The following is a 14,226-nucleotide window of genomic DNA, read 5'->3' on the forward strand; positions in this document are numbered from 1 at the left end:
TTAAAAGGGTAGTTGAAGGCTGCTTCGAGAACACCGCGCTGTCTGGACGCTGTTGTTTTCGTTCGCTTTGCTGCGCTGCAACATGATCCGAATTATGGGGACTGAACGAGCGGATGCAAGGCTTTTTTGTTGCGCCGCAGCAATCTAGGTGCTGTTTTCTAAAACCGGGTGGCGCCGGCTGGATTTCGTGTGCCGGCCACAATGGGCTGTGCACGTCTTCTACGCCGATCATTTCATTCTTCCGCTGCCCGCCGGGCACCGGTTTCCCATGGCCAAGTACGGGCGCCTGCGCGAGCGGCTGGCGGTCGAGTGTCCGCAGGTCCGGCTCGGCCAGGCCCTGCCGGCCAGCGACGGCGAGCTGGCGCTGGTGCACGCCCCGGCGTACATCCAAGCGGTCCAGGCCGGCACGCTGAGCGCAGCGGCCCAGCGCGAGATTGGCTTTCCCTGGAGCCCGGCGATGGCCGAGCGGGCGCGGCGCTCGGTGGGCGCCACCATCCAGGCCTGCCGCGCGGCGATGTCCGGCGAAGGCCTGGCGGCCAACATCGCCGGCGGCACCCACCATTCCTACGCCGACAAGGGCAGCGGCTTCTGCGTGTTCAACGATGCGGCCGTGGCGGCGCGCCTGATGCAGGCCGAGCACGCGCGCCAGCAACGGGCACGTGGCCCGCTCAAGGTGGCCATCGTCGACCTGGACGTGCACCAGGGCAATGGCACGGCCCGCATCTTCGCGGGCGACGAATCGGTGTTCACGCTCTCGCTGCACGGCGAAAAGAACTTCCCGTTCCGCAAGGAGCCGAGCGATCTGGACGTGGAGCTGCCCGACGGCACGGCTGATGTCGCCTATCTGGAAGCGCTGGAGCGCGCGCTGGACGAACTGGAGCGCCGTTTCGAGCCTGGGCTGGTGATCTACCTGGCCGGCGCCGACCCGCACGAGGGCGACCGGCTGGGGCGACTGAAGCTCACGTTCGACGGACTGGAGGCGCGCGACCGGCGGGTGATGGACTGGGCCTGGCAGCGCCGCCTGCCGCTGGCCTTCGCCATGGCCGGCGGCTATGGCACCGACATGGAAGTCACGGTGCAGGTGCAGATGAACACCTACCGCGTGGCGCTGCAGTACCACGCCCGCTGGACCGCGGCCACGCGGGGCGGCGAACGCGCGGCGGTGACAGCCGCCTGAGGGCGCCGCAGGCAGAATCCGCCGCCATGAACGCCCCCGCCGCCCCCGCTTCACGACCACAGGCCAAGCCGCGCGACCACTACCGCGTGTTCCGCTCCATCGGGACCCGCTGGATGGACAACGACATCTATGGCCACGTCAACAACGTCGTCTACTACAGCTGGTTCGACACTGCGGTGAATGCCTGGCTGATCGAGCAGGGCGCGCTGGACATCCATGCCGGCGGCGTGATCGGTCTGGTGATCGAGACCCAGTGCAACTACTTCGCGCCGCTGGCCTTTCCCCAGACCATCGAAGCCGGCCTGCGCGTCGCGCACCTGGGCAGCTCCAGCGTGCGCTACGAGGTCGGCCTGTTCGCCCAGGGCGAGCCTCTGGCGGCGGCCTGTGGCCACTTCATCCACGTGTATGTGGACCGCGAGACGCGCCGGCCCGTGCCCTTGCCCGACAAGCTCAAGGCCACCCTGCAGACCATTGCCTGACCGCCGGCGAGCAGAAGTCGGCACCGCTTGCCATAATTGACGTTGACGTAAACGTCATATCCAGGAGACACCATGAGCCAGAACCCGCCCGCCACCTCGCCCGTGATCGACGCCGCCAGCGTCGACGCCGCCATCACCAGCCGCATGTCGGCCCGCTCCTTCCTGCCGCAGCCGGTGCCGCGCGCCACGCTGGAGCACCTGCTGGAGGTGGCCTCGCGCGCGCCCTCGGGCACCAACACCCAGCCCTGGAAGGTGTATGTGCTGCAGGGCGCCAGCCGCGACAGCCTGGTGGAGAAGTGCTGCGCCGCGCACGACGCGCTGCGCGCCGACCCTTCGCTGGCCGAGCAGTACCGGGAGGAATACGACTACTACCCGACGCAGTGGGTCAGCCCTTACATCGACCGCCGGCGCGAGAACGGCTGGAGTCTCTATGGTCTGCTGGGCATCACCAAGGGCGACAAGGACAAGATGCACGCGCAGCACCAGCGCAACTTCCGCTTCTTCGACGCGCCCGTGGGCCTGATGTTCACGCTGGACAAGGTCATGGGCCGCGGCTCGCTGGTGGACTACGGCATGTTCCTGCAGAACATCATGGTCGCGGCCCGCGGCCACGGCCTGCACACCTGCCCGCAGGCGGCATGGAACGGCTTTGCCAAGTTCATCCTGCCCCACATCGGCGCGGGCGATAACGAGATGCTGGTCTGCGGCATGGCGCTGGGCTACGCCGACCCGGCCGACAAGGTCAACGGCTTCATCACGCCGCGCGAGTCGGTGGCCAGCTTCACGCACTGGCTGGAGTAGGGAGCAGCCCCGCGCCGCTTCGCGTCACCCTCTAAAGGGGGGCGGCACCAGAGGCCTGGCGCAGCCGGTTCCTCGGCGCCCTGGGTGGGTTGGCGGCGTCTGGGCTGATGCTCAGCGCCGCCAGCCGCGGTCGATGAGCACGCGCTCCTGCTCGGGCGTCATGGGCGCGCCCCGGGTCTGGGCCAGTCGCCAGGCGTCCACCACTTCGAACTGGCGTTCGCTGGCGGTGCGGAACCCCCCGTGGGCCGGGTCGGCCGGGCGCTCTTCGGTGGCGACCACCGCCAGCTCCCAGAGACCCGTGGACTGGCGGCAGGCCACGCCCAGGTGGTCGGCCGCGTCGCTGGCGTTGCCGCTGAGGTTGAACTCGCGGCAGACCGCGCCGTCGTGCCGCTCGAAGCTCGCCAGCACCAGGTACTGCCGGCCCGCGGCCTCCACCTCGCGACCGCTCGGCGCGGTTTCCAGCGCCACCAGCAGGCTGCGCTCGGTCACCGGTTCACCCGCGCGCAGCGCCCAGTCGCCGTCGGCGGGCGCTGGCCGCGACACGATCAGCCAGGCGCCCATCGCCACCGACGCCAGCGACGCCAGGGCCAGGCCGGAGCGCCCGCCGAACCACCGGTCGGCGCTGTCCTGCAACCGCTGCCACCAGCGCACGCGGGCGGGGCGGGCCGGGGCGGCCCGCCGCCGCGGGTCGGGAGCGGCGAGGATGGCGGCTATCAGCGCCGGCGGCACCGGCTCTTCCAGCACAGCCTGGTAGCTGCGGCGAAGGCGCTCGTCGCACGCGGCCAGGCTGTCCAGCCGGCGGGCCAAGGCCGGGTCGGACGCCAGCGCCGCCTCGACGGCAGCAAAGCCCTCGGCGGGCAGTTCGCCGTCGAGGTAGGCGATCAGGGTTTCGTCGTCGATGTTCATGTCAGTGCCCTCCCTCCAGGCCTTCGGCCAGCCGCAGCCGGGCCCGCGACAGCCGGCTCATCACGGTGCCCACCGGCACGCCCAGTGCAGCCGCCGCGTCCTTGTAGCTCAGGCCGTCGACCGTCACCATCAGCAGCACCGCGCGCTGATCGTCCGGCAGGGCCTCGACCAGCGCTCGCAGCTGCCGGGCCTGGCTGCGCTGCTCCACCACCTCGCGCCCGTCCTCGCCCGGCAGCTCGGGCGCCGTCTCGTCGTCCAGCGCCTCGGTGCGGTGGCGCTGGCGGGCGCGGTAGTCGTCGAGCCAGGTGGTCTGCACGATGCGGAACATCCAGGCGGCCAGGCTCGTGCCGGCCTGCCACTGATGCCAGCGCTCCAACGCCTTCAGGCAGGCGGTCTGCACCAGGTCGTCGGCCAGCGGGCCGTCGTGGGTGAGGCCGTGGGCGAAGCGCCGCAGCCGGGGCAGCAGGCTCACCAGCTGGGTGCGGGGGTCGGTGTCGGTCGGTGCCATGCAGCTCATAACGCGTGTGGACCCGGTTTATTCCATGGGCCGATGGAATACCGCGCCGCGCCGCTCGTTGTACCCAGTGTGGGCAGGGCCTTGGCCGTGCCCGCGGCACTGCCCGCCCGTCCCGCGTTACCGTGTTTCCGAGACCGCCGACCATGAAACCCCTTCTCTTGCTCTGTAGGTTCCGCGTCTGGCCGCTGGCCGCCTGCCTGCTGCTCTGGCTGGCCCTGCTGGGGCTGCAGGCGGCCGGCGCCGTGCCCGCGCATGCGCCGCTCGGGCTGGGCAGCGCCTGGGCGCAGGACGATGGGGACGACGGCGATGATGGCGATGACGACGGGGACGATGGCGGCGCTGCTCGCCCAGGGGGCGGTGGCGCGCGGGGACCGGCCACCTCGCGTGCGCCAGGCCCGGCCGCGTCGCCCGCCTCTGGCGGTGACGGCGGTGCCGCCGGTGCAGGACGCGCCGGGCCCTCCGGTTCGGGCAACCGCGCGTTCACCGTGGTGCCGGTCGCGCCGGCCATGCCGCCGCGCGCCGAGCCCGACGGTTTCCTCGCCAGCGAACTGCTGGCCACCAACCCGTCCCCGGCCGCGTTGCGCCGTGTACAGGCTTGGGGCGCGCGGGTGATCGAGTCGGTGGATCACACCAGCCTGGGCGTTCGCACGGTGCGGCTGCGGCTGCCGCCCGGGCTGGACGCGCGCACGGCGGCCGAGATCGCGGCCGAGCGCGACCCCGGGGTGTTCGAGCTGCACCGCCTCTACCGGCTGGAGCAGGGTGCCGCCCTTTCGGGCTGCCAGGGCGCGGCCTGCGAGGCGGTGCAGCGGCTGGGCTGGCCCGCCGCGGGCGAGCGCTGCGGCGCCGACCAGGTGGTGGGCATGGTGGACACCGAGGTGCAGGCCGACCACCCCAGCCTGCGCGGGGCGCGGCTGAGCACGCGCCGCTTCCTCTCCCCCGGGCAGACACCGGCCGACGCTGCGCACGGCACGGCGGTGGCGGCGATCCTCGCCGGGCAGGCCGACGGCGGTTTCGCGGGCCTGCTGCCACGGGCGCGGTTGCTGGCCGCCGCGCCGTTCGTCCGCCTGCCGTCGGGGACCACCGCCGCCGATGCCGCGGCGCTGGTGCGCAGCCTGGACTGGCTGGTGGCGCAGGGTGCGCGCGTGATCGGGCTGAGCCTGAGCGGGCCGCCCAGCCTGGCGCTGCAGACCGCGGTGGCACAGGCGCAGCGACGAGGTGTGCTGCTCGCTGCTGCCGCGGGCAACGGCGGGCGCAGGGACGAGCCGGTCTACCCGGCGGCGCTGGACGGCGTGCTCGGCGTGACCGCGCTCGGCCAGGGCAACCGGGTCTACTGGCGCGCCAACCAGGGCGCCCACGTGGATTACGCGCTGCCGGGGGTGGATGTCGCCACGCCCGAACCCACAGGCGAACTGCGCCCGCGCAGCGGCACCTCGTTCGCCGTGCCCTTCCTGGTAGCCAAGGTCTCGCAGTCGGTGGCCGAGCAGCGCCTGTCGCCGGCGCAGTGGCTGAGCGGGCAGGGTGTGCCCGTGGCCGACCTGGGCGAGGCCGGGCGCGATCCGGTGTTCGGCTGGGGCATGCCCCAGGTGCCGCTGGCCTGCCGCTGAGGGCCGCGGGCACGGTTCAAGGCTGGGTCTGCACGCGTTCGAGCAGGCGCTGCAGACGCTCGGGCGTCGCCAGTTCGCCGGGCAGGGCCGCCGACAGCACCAGCTCGTGGCGGCGGCCGCCTTCGTTCCAGCTGTGGCGCACAAAATGTCCGAGCGAGGGCGCGTAGTCCCAGCGCGCCGTCTGCAGCACGAGTGGCAGGCCCTCGCGGCGGCTGCGGCAGACCACGTGGAAACTGGGGAAGTCGCCGGCGGGCACCACCGACAGGCGCGCGTCCTGCACCTCGCAGGTCCATTGCAGCGTGGTCTTGCGCTCGCCGCGCGGCAGCAGGCCCGGCTCGGTGCGGTCCTCTTCGAAGCTCACGTTGCGGCCCACCTGCAACGGCCACAGCGCCGCCGGGTTGCCGCGCAGGCTGCTGCGAATGTCGCGGCCCCAGCGGTTCTGCTGCAGCAGCGGCGCAAAGAAGTCGGTGCGGGTGAGGAAGACCTGCCCCTCGGGACCGGTCCATTCCAGGGTGTCGCGCGCCACGCGGGACACCCGCTCGACCCCGGTGCGGCCGAAGACAAAGGTGTCGCCCACGCGGTAGGCGGGTCGCGGCGCGGGGGGCAGCTGCAGCGCTGGCGCCGCGGCCTCGGGCTGCGACAGCGCCTCTTGGGCGTCGGTCACCAGGCCGGTGGGCAGCTGCGCGCAGCCGGCCACCGCCAGCGCCAGGCCGGTGGCGGGCCAGTGGCGGTGCCGCACGCGGGGTTGTTTCATGAGCGGCGGTCCCGCGCTTCCTTGCGGTACCAGCCGTCGCCGGCGCCGGTCGCGCGCAGGATGCGCTGGCGTTCGGTCGCCTCGGCCTCGGTCTCGGCGCGCACCACGCCAGGCCGCAGCAGGTCGTCGCGCCGGAACGGGATCACCTGCACCAGCGGCGTGCCTTTCTCCAGCGTGTAGAAGCCGTCGGGCGCGGTGGCGAAGAAGGGAAAGTTGATCAGCGAGCGGTACTCGTCGGTGTCCACGATGCCCGAGGCCACCTCGATCACGCCGTTGGGCTGGTTCATCGGCGGGATGAAGAGGCAGCTCCAGCCTGGCGGTGTGCGGATGGTCCAGTGGTTGTGGATCTTGCACGGCGGGCGGGGCTGCATCGGGTGGCCGTTGACCTGGTACGGGTGGTGGTTGCTCACCATGGTTTTGTCGAAGTCCCAGCCGGTGTTCACGGTCTCGCCGTTGTCGGCGATCTCGATGCGCACCGTGGCCGCCAGCGGCAGGATCCAGCCGGCCATCAGAGCGTCCAGGAAGGGCATGCAGCGCTTGACGGTCAGTGCGTTGTCGGTGGTCGAGAGGTGGTTCTTGTCCACCGGCGCGAGGCGCCGGAACCAGTCCGGCAGGGCCTCGCGCGCCGGCACCGGCGGCGCGATGACACCCAGGTCTTGCGGGGCGCAGAGGAACTCGATGCAGGGCTCGGTGGACGTGGTCATGGGCGGCGCTCCTTTCAGTCGCTGCTGTTGCTGCTGGAGTTGGACGAGCTGTTCGACGAACTGTTCGAAGAGCTGTTGGAGGAGCTGTTCGACGAACCGTTCGACGAGCTGTTGCTGCTGGAGTTCGACGACCGGTTGGACGAGCTGTTGTTCGACCGGTTGCTGCTCGAGTTGCTGGAACTGTTGGACGAGCGGTTGCTGCTGCTGTTGGCCGACGAGTTCGAGGATGAGTTCGACGACGAGTTGGCCGAGCTGTTGCTGCTCGAATTGGAAGAGCGGTTGGACGAACTGTTGGACGCGCCCTGTCCCTGGCGGCCGCCGCCGTTGCGCGGGCCGCTGATGTCCGACCGGTTGCTGCTGGAGCTGGACGAACTGTTGGAGGATCTGTTGGACGACGAGTTGCTCGACGAACCGTTCTGCCGTCCGCCGCGGTCGTCACCCAGACCCACGGCCGCTGCGGCGGATTTCATGCCGCGCTCCCAGCCGTTGAAGAAGCGGTGCACCGGGGTGTCGCCGCGCGGCGTGCCTCCGCGCTGGCCATCGTCGTCGGAGGCCAGGACACGGGGCGCTGCCGTGCGTTCCATGCTGGGCAACTGGCGCGTCCATTCGCGCAGGGACGGCAGGGCCTGGGCCTGCACGCTGCTGCCGGTCATCAGGGCCGCCACGGTGGCGGCAATGGCTCGGAGAGGTTGTTTCATGAAGGGCTCCACTGGGTTGAACACATCACCGGTGCCGCATTGCAGCCGGTGTGTGTGTTCAACGCGTGGCGCCCTCAGGATATTCCGGCCTTGCTGGTAAGCGGGTGTAAGGCCGGTAATCCGCAGGCTGTCCGGGGGTTTGCCTGCACAGGCGCGACGTTCAGTTCGGATCGGGCACGTAGCCCCGGTTCGCACCCGGGAAGGCGCTGGGCCGGTCGCGCCAGCGGCGGCGCTCCGGCGGGATCACACCCAGCGCGACCAGGTTCTCGCGGCTGTCGTAGCGGATGCGGATGATCTCGTCCGGACGGTTGCTGCGGCGCTCGAAGTCTGTCTCGCCCACGCGGTCGCGTTCGCGATCGCCGTGGCCAGTGCCCAGCTGGGGCCCCGCCTGCGCACCGTTGTGGGAACGCTCCTGCAGCTGCGGGCTGGACTTGCTGCCCGAGCGGGGTTCGCTGCGATCGAACGGCGGGAAGGGCGGCAGCGGCGGGCGCGGCAGTTGGAAGGCCTCGCGCTCGCGGAACACCGCCACGCCAATCACGCCCACGTCGTCCGGGCGCCCGGTGCGCGCCGCGTAGGAGCGCGAGTGGCGGGTGAACTCGAAGGCCGCGATCTCGCGCTTGCTCTTGCGCCAGCCGGCCACGTCGTAGCGCTGCATGGGCTCCAGCACGTAGCCGGCCTGGTCGAAGTCGGCGGTCTCGCCGGTGATCACGTTCACGCCGTCCACCGACACCACGTTGAGCAGGCGCTCGCGGCTGTCGTTGAGCAGCTCGATGGCGTAGCGGGCACCCGGTTCGCCCGCCACCCAGTACTCGCCGCGGTGGCGGTAGAGCGGCAGCACCGCACCGCGGTCTCGGTCGATCACGCGCACGTCGGTCAGGCGTCCCTCGGCCATGGCCGGCAACGCGGTGAGCAGGGCCGAGCCGGCAATGGCGCCCAGCGCCAGGCGGCGGGAAAGCAGGGGGGTGGAGGTGGTCATCGTGGGTCTCCTGGGACCGGTGGTTGCGAGGACTGCAGTACATCGCGGCCGCGTCAACGTTTGCCCCATGGCGTGCAAAGCCTGTGTAAACAGGTGTTTGAAGTGGTGCCAGCGCCGGGCCGGTGCCGGGCTGGAATAATCGGCCTTCCGTTTTTTTCAACCCGAGGACACACCATGATCACCACCCCCAGCGGCCTGCAGTACGAAGACACCACCGTCGGCAACGGCGAGGTCGCACAGGCCGGCCGCCGCGTGCAGGTGCACTACACCGGCTGGCTCTACAACGACGGCGTGCAGGGCGCCAAGTTCGACTCCAGCAAGGACCGCGGCCAGCCCTTCGAATTCCCGCTCGGCGCTGGCCACGTGATCAAGGGCTGGGACGAGGGCGTGCAGGGCATGGCCGTCGGCGGCACGCGCCGACTGGTGATCCCGGCCGCGCTGGGCTACGGCGCGCGCGGCGCCGGCGGCGTGATCCCGCCCAACGCCACGCTGCTGTTCGAAGTCGACCTGCTGGCCGTCTGAGTGCGGGTATGAGCCAGCGCCCCGCCATCCTGATCGCGCGCGCCGTGTTCCCCGAGGTGGTGGAACGCCTGCGCGCGCACTTCGAGGTCGAGACCACGCCGCCCGGCGTGGTCTGGTCTGCAGCCGAACTCATCGAGCGCCTGCAGGGCAAGGACGGGGTGCTGACCACCGGCAGCGAGCGCATCGACGCGGCGCTGCTGGCGGCCTGCCCGCAGCTGAAGATCGTGGCCAACCTTGCGGTGGGCTACAACAACTTCGATCTGGACGCGATGACGGCGGCTGGCGTGCAGGCCACCAACGCGCCCGACGTGCTCACCGAGACCACGGCCGACTTCGGCTTTGCGCTGCTGATGGCGACTGCGCGGCGCATCGCCGAGAGCGAACACTTCCTGCGCGCAGGACAGTGGAAGCAGTGGTCGCTCGACCTGTTCGCGGGTGCCGATATTCACGGCAGCACGCTCGGCATCCTGGGCATGGGCCGCATCGGCCAGGCCATTGCCCGCCGCGGCGCCCACGGCTTCGGCATGCGGGTGGTCTACCACAACCGGTCGCGGCTGGACGCCGAAAAAGAGGCCGCCTGCGGCGCGAGTTATGTCTCGCGCGAAGACCTGTTCTCGCAGGCTGACCACGTGGTGCTGGTGCTGCCCTACACCCCCGCGGCGCACCACACCGTGGGCGCGGCCGAGCTGGCGCTGATGAAACCCACGGCCACCCTGGTCAACATCGCGCGCGGCGGCATCGTCGACGAGAACGCGCTGGTCGCGGCGCTGCGCGAGAAACGCATTGCTGCGGCGGGGCTGGACGTGTTCGAGGGCGAGCCCCAGGTCAACCCCGAGCTGCTGACGGTACCCAACGTGGTGCTCACGCCGCACATCGCCAGCGCCACCCTGCCCACGCGCATGGCGATGGCCATGCTCGCGGCCGACAACCTGATCGCCTACCTGACCACCGGGCAGGCCAGGACGCCGCTCAACCAAGTCGCTCCGCACTGAGGCCCTGCGGCCAGGTCAGCGCCGGGCGGCGGCGGCGCCAAGGTGCGCGAGGTACAGCGGCAGGGCGATCGCCAGTCCCACCCCGAAACACAGCGCGATCCAGGCCAAGGCCCGCCAGCGGCTGAGCGGGGCCGTTTCGCGCCAGACCCAGACCGCAAACACCAGCGCCGACAGGTACACGTCGATCGTGATCGCACTGGTCAGCGGGTTGACCATGGCATCGGCCCAGAAGCGCCCGGGCGCCACGCTGCCCCCCGACTGGAAGTACTGCAGGTTGTAGAACCAGGTGCCCACCAGTCCGGCCAGTGCCAGCGCCAGGTACCAGCGGGTGATGGGTCTCGGGGTCGGTGGTGTCATGCAGCGGCTCCATGAATCGATGGGCTGCATTGGACCCGTGACCTGCCTGGTCTTAAAGTGTCCGGAATGACATCTTTGGAGCGATTTCAGACATGCCCGACTTCAGCCTGATCGTCCTGCCCGGCAGCCTGACCAGCGGCGTGGCCGTGACGCTGGACATGCTGTCGGCGGCGCAGGTGATGGCGCCGCGCTGCGGCGTGCCAGCGCCGACCTGGCGGGTGCTCTCGCCAGAGGGTGGCCCGGTGGCGCTGTCGATGGGCCTGACTGTGGACACCCGCCCCCTGCCGCGGCGCGCGGGCGCCGACCCTTCGGTGTGGGTGCTGCCCGGCTTGCGTCTGGCCGACACCGCGCAACTGGCGCAACACCTGGACGACCCACGCGTGCAGGCGACGGCTGCGGCGGTACGCCGCCATGTGGCTGCGGGCGGGCGCGTGGCGGCGTCGTGTTTCTCGGTGTTCGTGCTGGGTCTGGCGGGCGTGCTGGACGGGCGCCGCGCCACCACCACCTGGTGGCTGGCCCACCTGCTGCAGCAGCGGTTTCCCGCCTGCCGCGTGGACGCCGACCGCATGGTGTGCGTGGACGGCCCTGTCGCCACCGGCGGGGCGGCCCTGGCTCAGACCGACCTGATGCTGCACCTGCTGCGCGAACATGGCGGACACGCGCTGGCCGACTGGGTCAGCCGGGTGCTGCTGATCGACGCCCGCGCGGCGCAGTCGCCCTACGTGGTGCCCCAGGCCCTGGTGGCGGGCGACGACTTTGTCAGCGGCCTCGTGCAGCAGATCGAGGCGCGTTGGCCTGAAGCGGTGACCGTGTCGATGCTGGCGCAGCAGGCCGCGATGTCGACCCGCACGCTGGCGCGCCATGTGCAGCGCGCCACCGGCAAGTCGCCGATGGCGCTGATCCAGAGCGTGCGTCTGCGGCGCGCGCGGGCCCTGCTGGAGCACACGCGCTTGCCGGTGGAGCAGGTGGCAGCCGCGGTGGGCTACCAGGACGCCACAGCCTTGCGCCGGATGCTGCAGCGGCTGACCGAGGCCACGCCGCGCCAGGTCCGGCGGCAGCGCCCGGTGGCCGATCCGGCACGGTCATAGAGCTGAGCGCCTGCTGCGCGGCGACGCTGCAGGCGCGGCTCGTCTTTTCAGCGCAGCAGCGGCAGCAGACCCGGGTGGCCGCTCTGTTCGGCATGGTCGGCGGCGTTGAGGCCTTCGCGGTCGCGCAGCATGCGGTCTGCCCCTGCGGCCAGCAGCAGCCGCACCACCGCTTCGTTGCCAGTCCGCACCGCTGCGATCAGCGGCGTTTGGCCGGTGGCGTCGGACGCGTTCGGATCGGCCCCCTCGGCCAGCCGTTGCCGCACGGCCTCCGCGTTGCCGGACGCGATGGCGGCGAAGAGGGGCGAAGGCGGTGCTGTGGGGCGGGCGGTGGTGATCTCCCGCCGCTCGCGCAGCACCCCTTCGGTGGCGTTGCGCGAGATGCCTGCGGATGCTGCGCTGTCGGCGGTGGCCGGCGCGGGCGCCGTGGCGGCAGGTGCTGCGCGGGGCATGGGGGCGGGGGCCTGGGGCGCCATGGCCTTGGCCGCAGGGGCTGGCGGGACCGCTGCTGCCGGTGCCTGCGGCGGAGGAGCGACCTCGGCCGATGCGGCGGTGGCCGCACGCTCGGCCTCCTGCGCGGGCTCGGCGTCGGCCATGCGGTCCGCCGCCTCGGGAGCGGTGGCCACTGGCGTTGGCGGTCGCTTCATGAACCGGGTCTGCGCCTCCGGCGCCTGCCCTTCCTGCAGCGGCTCCGTCTGGGGCGGCTGTGCCTGGGCGGTGGCGGACGACTCCGCGGGGGCGGCGGGAGCAGCAGGTGCAGCCGGCGCCGCAGCCGTCTCTGCGGCAGGGCGTGCGCTGCCAGCACCCATGGCCAGCTCCTTTTCCTCGGGTGTGCCGCGGTCGAACTGCAGCACCAGCAGGCCGACCAGGCCGATCACCGCCAGGCTGCCCAGGGCCCGCCAGGTCCAGGTGCTGTCGTTGGCGGCTGACCGCGCGTTGGGGGGCGGCGTTTCGAGGCGCGAGGCGGCGACGGCGCGCGCGTGGGCCAGCACGTTCTCGCGCAGCGTGGGGCCAGGCCGCGCGGTGTCGAGCTCATTGGCCTCTTGGTAGCGCTGCAGCAGCGCATCGTCGGGCGTTGGCGGCAGGTGGTCGCGGTTCATGCGTGGGCCTCCAGGGTCTCGCGCAGGCGGGCGCGGGCGTAGCGCAGGCGGCTCTTGGCAGTTTCGGTGTTGACGCCTGTGGTCTGCGCGATCTCGGCCAGGCTCATGCCCGCCTCGGCCTGCAGCAGGAAGGCCTCGCGCTGCACCTCGGGCAGCGCCGCCAGCGCATCCAGCAGCGCCTGTGCCAGCTCGCGCGAATCGAGCCGGCGCTCCGGGCCGAAGCCGGACTCGGCCGCCAGCATCTCGGCCAGCTCAGTGCCGTCCTCGCTTTCGGCGTCCAGGCTGGTGTGGTTCTTCTGTGTGCGCCAGTGGTCGACCATGCGGTGGTGCGCCAGGGTGAACAGCCAGGTGCGGAACTTGGCCCGTGGCTCGTACTGCGGGGCGTGGCGCACCACGCTGAACCAGACGTCCTGCACCAGGTCGTCGGCCAGCGCTGAGTTCTGCACGCTGCGCTGCACGAAGCGCCACACCGGCAGGGTGTGGCGGTCGTACAGGGTTTCAAAGGCGCGCATGTCCCCGCGGGCATAGGCCTGCATGAGCTCTTCGTCGGTGGGCGTGTCGGCCGCGGTCATGCGGGCGATTATGGGTGGCGGCGTTCACGCCTTCAGTCCGGATCGGGCGCATAGCGCGGCGCGAGCAACCCCGGGAAGGGCTGTGGGCGGTGCGGCGCCACGTCGGGCGGCAGGACGCCCATCGCCACCAGGTTCTCGCGGCTGTCGTAGCGGATGCGGATCAGCTCGTCGGGCTGGTCGCTGCGGCGCTCGAACGTGGTGTGGCCGATGGTGTCGTGTTCGCGCTCACCGTGGCCGGTGCCCAGCTTCGGCGCCGCCGGGGCCGGTGCCGGGCGGCGGGCTTCGGCGACCGAGTCGGCGGCCGAGGCCGAGGGTGCGCCGCGTCCGAGCGGGCCCCTGCCCAGTGAGCCGCTTTCGGCTTCATTGAGTTCCCGCCGCTCGCGCCAGGACGGGTAGACCGGCTCCGGCAGCGGCTCCAGGGCCGGGGCCTTCTCACGGAAGAGCGCCACCCCGATCACCCCCACATGCGCCGGGCGACCGGTGCGTGCGGCGTAGGACGACGGCATCGCTGTGAAGTGGAAGGCCGCGACCTCGTGGTCTGACTTGCGCCAGCCGGTGATGTCGTACTGCTGCCAGGGGCCGAGCACGTAGCCGGTCTGGTGCCAGGCGGCGGTTTCGCCCGAGACCACATTGACGCCATCGACCGAGACCACGCCCATGAGGCGGTTCGGCTGGGCATTGCGCACCGAGACGGCGTAGCGGGCGCCCGGCCGGCCCGCGACCCAGTGTTCGCCCCGGTGCCGGTAGATCGGCAGGGTCTCGCCGCTGTCGCGGTCGATCACGTGGACGTCGGCGAGCCGGCCGATGGCTTGGGCGGGCAGGGCGGACAACAAGGCACCTGCCGCGAAGGCGGACAGGGCGAGGCGGCGCAGGGAGGTGTTCATGAGGACTCCAGAAAGGGTGGGAGTCCACTGAAACGAATGACAGATCTTTCCGGGGTTAACCCGGGTGATTATTTCTAAATCAGCAATTGATTGACGAC

The 14,226-nt window shown here is 71.4% G+C and carries 17 protein-coding genes; 7 read left to right on the forward strand and 10 right to left on the reverse strand.

Features of this window, described 5'->3' with window-relative positions:
• The first annotated feature begins 208 nt into the window (after nt 1–208).
• From HFL01S_RS11630 to HFL01S_RS11640, 3 genes are all read left to right on the forward strand, one after another.
• A complete protein-coding gene (locus HFL01S_RS11630) occupies nt 209–1,177 on the forward strand; it encodes a histone deacetylase family protein (protein ID WP_066258563.1) in 969 nt (322 codons plus the stop codon).
• A 26-nt stretch (nt 1,178–1,203) separates the two neighbouring features.
• A complete protein-coding gene (locus HFL01S_RS11635) occupies nt 1,204–1,656 on the forward strand; it encodes an acyl-CoA thioesterase (RefSeq protein WP_066258565.1) in 453 nt (150 codons plus the stop codon).
• 72 nt (nt 1,657–1,728) lie between these two features.
• Complete coding sequence (locus tag HFL01S_RS11640) at nt 1,729–2,457, forward strand: nitroreductase (protein WP_066258566.1); 729 nt, start codon at nt 1,729–1,731, stop codon at nt 2,455–2,457.
• 111 nt (nt 2,458–2,568) lie between these two features.
• Here the strand turns inward: HFL01S_RS11640 and HFL01S_RS11645 are convergent, their stop codons facing one another.
• Both HFL01S_RS11645 and HFL01S_RS11650 read right to left on the reverse strand, forming a co-directional pair.
• Nucleotides 2,569–3,363, reverse strand: coding sequence for an anti-sigma factor (locus HFL01S_RS11645; RefSeq protein WP_066258567.1), 795 nt, complete (start codon nt 3,361–3,363; stop codon nt 2,569–2,571).
• A 1-nt stretch (nt 3,364) separates the two neighbouring features.
• Complete coding sequence (locus HFL01S_RS11650) at nt 3,365–3,871, reverse strand: RNA polymerase sigma factor (protein ID WP_066258570.1); 507 nt, start codon at nt 3,869–3,871, stop codon at nt 3,365–3,367.
• Between the two features lie 152 nt (nt 3,872–4,023).
• Here HFL01S_RS11650 and HFL01S_RS11655 point away from each other — a divergent pair, with 152 nt between their 5' ends.
• A complete protein-coding gene (locus HFL01S_RS11655; protein ID WP_084383236.1) occupies nt 4,024–5,484 on the forward strand; it encodes a S8 family serine peptidase in 1,461 nt (486 codons plus the stop codon).
• A gap of 16 nt (nt 5,485–5,500) precedes the next feature.
• Here HFL01S_RS11655 and HFL01S_RS11660 read toward each other — a convergent pair whose 3' ends face one another.
• The 4 genes from HFL01S_RS11660 to HFL01S_RS11675 form a co-directional block, all read right to left on the reverse strand.
• The gene (locus HFL01S_RS11660) at nt 5,501–6,238 is read right to left on the reverse strand and encodes a hypothetical protein (protein WP_157538847.1); all 738 of its coding nucleotides are present in this window, start codon (nt 6,236–6,238) and stop codon (nt 5,501–5,503) included.
• On the reverse strand, nt 6,235–6,942 hold the full coding sequence (locus tag HFL01S_RS11665) for a DUF6065 family protein (protein WP_066258575.1): 708 nt from the start codon (nt 6,940–6,942) through the stop codon (nt 6,235–6,237). Before HFL01S_RS11665 ends, HFL01S_RS11660 begins: the two co-directional genes overlap by 4 nt.
• 14 nt (nt 6,943–6,956) lie before the next feature.
• Nucleotides 6,957–7,640: a hypothetical protein gene (locus tag HFL01S_RS25080; RefSeq protein WP_157538848.1), complete on the reverse strand. Its 684-nt coding sequence runs from the start codon at nt 7,638–7,640 to the stop codon at nt 6,957–6,959.
• Nucleotides 7,641–7,800: 160 nt separating this feature from the next.
• Nucleotides 7,801–8,616, reverse strand: a complete 816-nt coding sequence (locus HFL01S_RS11675; RefSeq protein WP_066258578.1) for a hypothetical protein — start codon at nt 8,614–8,616, stop codon at nt 7,801–7,803.
• A gap of 174 nt (nt 8,617–8,790) precedes the next feature.
• Between HFL01S_RS11675 and HFL01S_RS11680 the strand changes: the two genes are divergently transcribed.
• Complete coding sequence (locus tag HFL01S_RS11680; protein WP_066150438.1) at nt 8,791–9,138, forward strand: FKBP-type peptidyl-prolyl cis-trans isomerase; 348 nt, start codon at nt 8,791–8,793, stop codon at nt 9,136–9,138.
• 8 nt (nt 9,139–9,146) lie between these two features.
• Nucleotides 9,147–10,130 carry a 2-hydroxyacid dehydrogenase gene (locus HFL01S_RS11685; RefSeq protein WP_066258580.1) on the forward strand — a complete coding sequence of 328 codons (984 nt, stop codon included), beginning with the start codon at nt 9,147–9,149 and terminating at the stop codon, nt 10,128–10,130.
• A 15-nt stretch (nt 10,131–10,145) separates the two neighbouring features.
• Here HFL01S_RS11685 and HFL01S_RS11690 read toward each other — a convergent pair whose 3' ends face one another.
• Entirely contained in the window at nt 10,146–10,487 is a 342-nt protein-coding gene (locus HFL01S_RS11690; RefSeq protein WP_066258582.1) for a DUF2834 domain-containing protein, read from the reverse strand.
• A gap of 92 nt (nt 10,488–10,579) precedes the next feature.
• Here HFL01S_RS11690 and HFL01S_RS11695 point away from each other — a divergent pair, with 92 nt between their 5' ends.
• A complete protein-coding gene (locus tag HFL01S_RS11695) occupies nt 10,580–11,575 on the forward strand; it encodes a GlxA family transcriptional regulator (RefSeq protein ID WP_066258584.1) in 996 nt (331 codons plus the stop codon).
• 47 nt (nt 11,576–11,622) lie between these two features.
• Here the strand turns inward: HFL01S_RS11695 and HFL01S_RS11700 are convergent, their stop codons facing one another.
• Genes HFL01S_RS11700 through HFL01S_RS11710 form a run of 3 tightly spaced genes read right to left on the reverse strand, consistent with a single transcriptional unit; the run spans nt 11,623 to nt 14,128 of the window.
• Nucleotides 11,623–12,672: an ankyrin repeat domain-containing protein gene (locus HFL01S_RS11700; protein ID WP_066258586.1), complete on the reverse strand. Its 1,050-nt coding sequence runs from the start codon at nt 12,670–12,672 to the stop codon at nt 11,623–11,625.
• Nucleotides 12,669–13,244 carry an RNA polymerase sigma factor gene (locus tag HFL01S_RS11705; protein ID WP_157538849.1) on the reverse strand — a complete coding sequence of 192 codons (576 nt, stop codon included), beginning with the start codon at nt 13,242–13,244 and terminating at the stop codon, nt 12,669–12,671. The genes HFL01S_RS11700 and HFL01S_RS11705 overlap by 4 nt, the downstream gene beginning before the upstream one ends.
• Before the next feature lie 32 nt (nt 13,245–13,276).
• Entirely contained in the window at nt 13,277–14,128 is an 852-nt protein-coding gene (locus tag HFL01S_RS11710) for a hypothetical protein (RefSeq protein WP_066258590.1), read from the reverse strand.
• Nucleotides 14,129–14,226 lie beyond the last annotated feature (98 nt).

It is taken from the genome of Hydrogenophaga flava NBRC 102514 (assembly GCF_001571145.1).
GTDB lineage: Bacteria > Pseudomonadota > Gammaproteobacteria > Burkholderiales > Burkholderiaceae_C > Hydrogenophaga > Hydrogenophaga flava.

Coding starts and splice junctions, on each gene's coding strand:
- HFL01S_RS11635 (WP_066258565.1), top strand. CDS start 1,204: ATGAACGCCCCCGCCGCCCCCGCTTCACGACCACAGGCCAAGCCGCGC.
- HFL01S_RS11640 (WP_066258566.1), top strand. CDS start 1,729: ATGAGCCAGAACCCGCCCGCCACCTCGCCCGTGATCGACGCCGCCAGC.
- HFL01S_RS11645 (WP_066258567.1), bottom strand. CDS start 3,363: ATGAACATCGACGACGAAACCCTGATCGCCTACCTCGACGGCGAACTG.
- HFL01S_RS11650 (WP_066258570.1), bottom strand. CDS start 3,871: ATGGCACCGACCGACACCGACCCCCGCACCCAGCTGGTGAGCCTGCTG.
- HFL01S_RS11655 (WP_084383236.1), top strand. CDS start 4,024: ATGAAACCCCTTCTCTTGCTCTGTAGGTTCCGCGTCTGGCCGCTGGCC.
- HFL01S_RS11660 (WP_157538847.1), bottom strand. CDS start 6,238: ATGAAACAACCCCGCGTGCGGCACCGCCACTGGCCCGCCACCGGCCTG.
- HFL01S_RS11665 (WP_066258575.1), bottom strand. CDS start 6,942: ATGACCACGTCCACCGAGCCCTGCATCGAGTTCCTCTGCGCCCCGCAA.
- HFL01S_RS25080 (WP_157538848.1), bottom strand. CDS start 7,640: ATGAAACAACCTCTCCGAGCCATTGCCGCCACCGTGGCGGCCCTGATG.
- HFL01S_RS11675 (WP_066258578.1), bottom strand. CDS start 8,616: ATGACCACCTCCACCCCCCTGCTTTCCCGCCGCCTGGCGCTGGGCGCC.
- HFL01S_RS11680 (WP_066150438.1), top strand. CDS start 8,791: ATGATCACCACCCCCAGCGGCCTGCAGTACGAAGACACCACCGTCGGC.
- HFL01S_RS11685 (WP_066258580.1), top strand. CDS start 9,147: ATGAGCCAGCGCCCCGCCATCCTGATCGCGCGCGCCGTGTTCCCCGAG.
- HFL01S_RS11690 (WP_066258582.1), bottom strand. CDS start 10,487: ATGACACCACCGACCCCGAGACCCATCACCCGCTGGTACCTGGCGCTG.
- HFL01S_RS11695 (WP_066258584.1), top strand. CDS start 10,580: ATGCCCGACTTCAGCCTGATCGTCCTGCCCGGCAGCCTGACCAGCGGC.
- HFL01S_RS11700 (WP_066258586.1), bottom strand. CDS start 12,672: ATGAACCGCGACCACCTGCCGCCAACGCCCGACGATGCGCTGCTGCAG.
- HFL01S_RS11705 (WP_157538849.1), bottom strand. CDS start 13,244: ATGACCGCGGCCGACACGCCCACCGACGAAGAGCTCATGCAGGCCTAT.
- HFL01S_RS11710 (WP_066258590.1), bottom strand. CDS start 14,128: ATGAACACCTCCCTGCGCCGCCTCGCCCTGTCCGCCTTCGCGGCAGGT.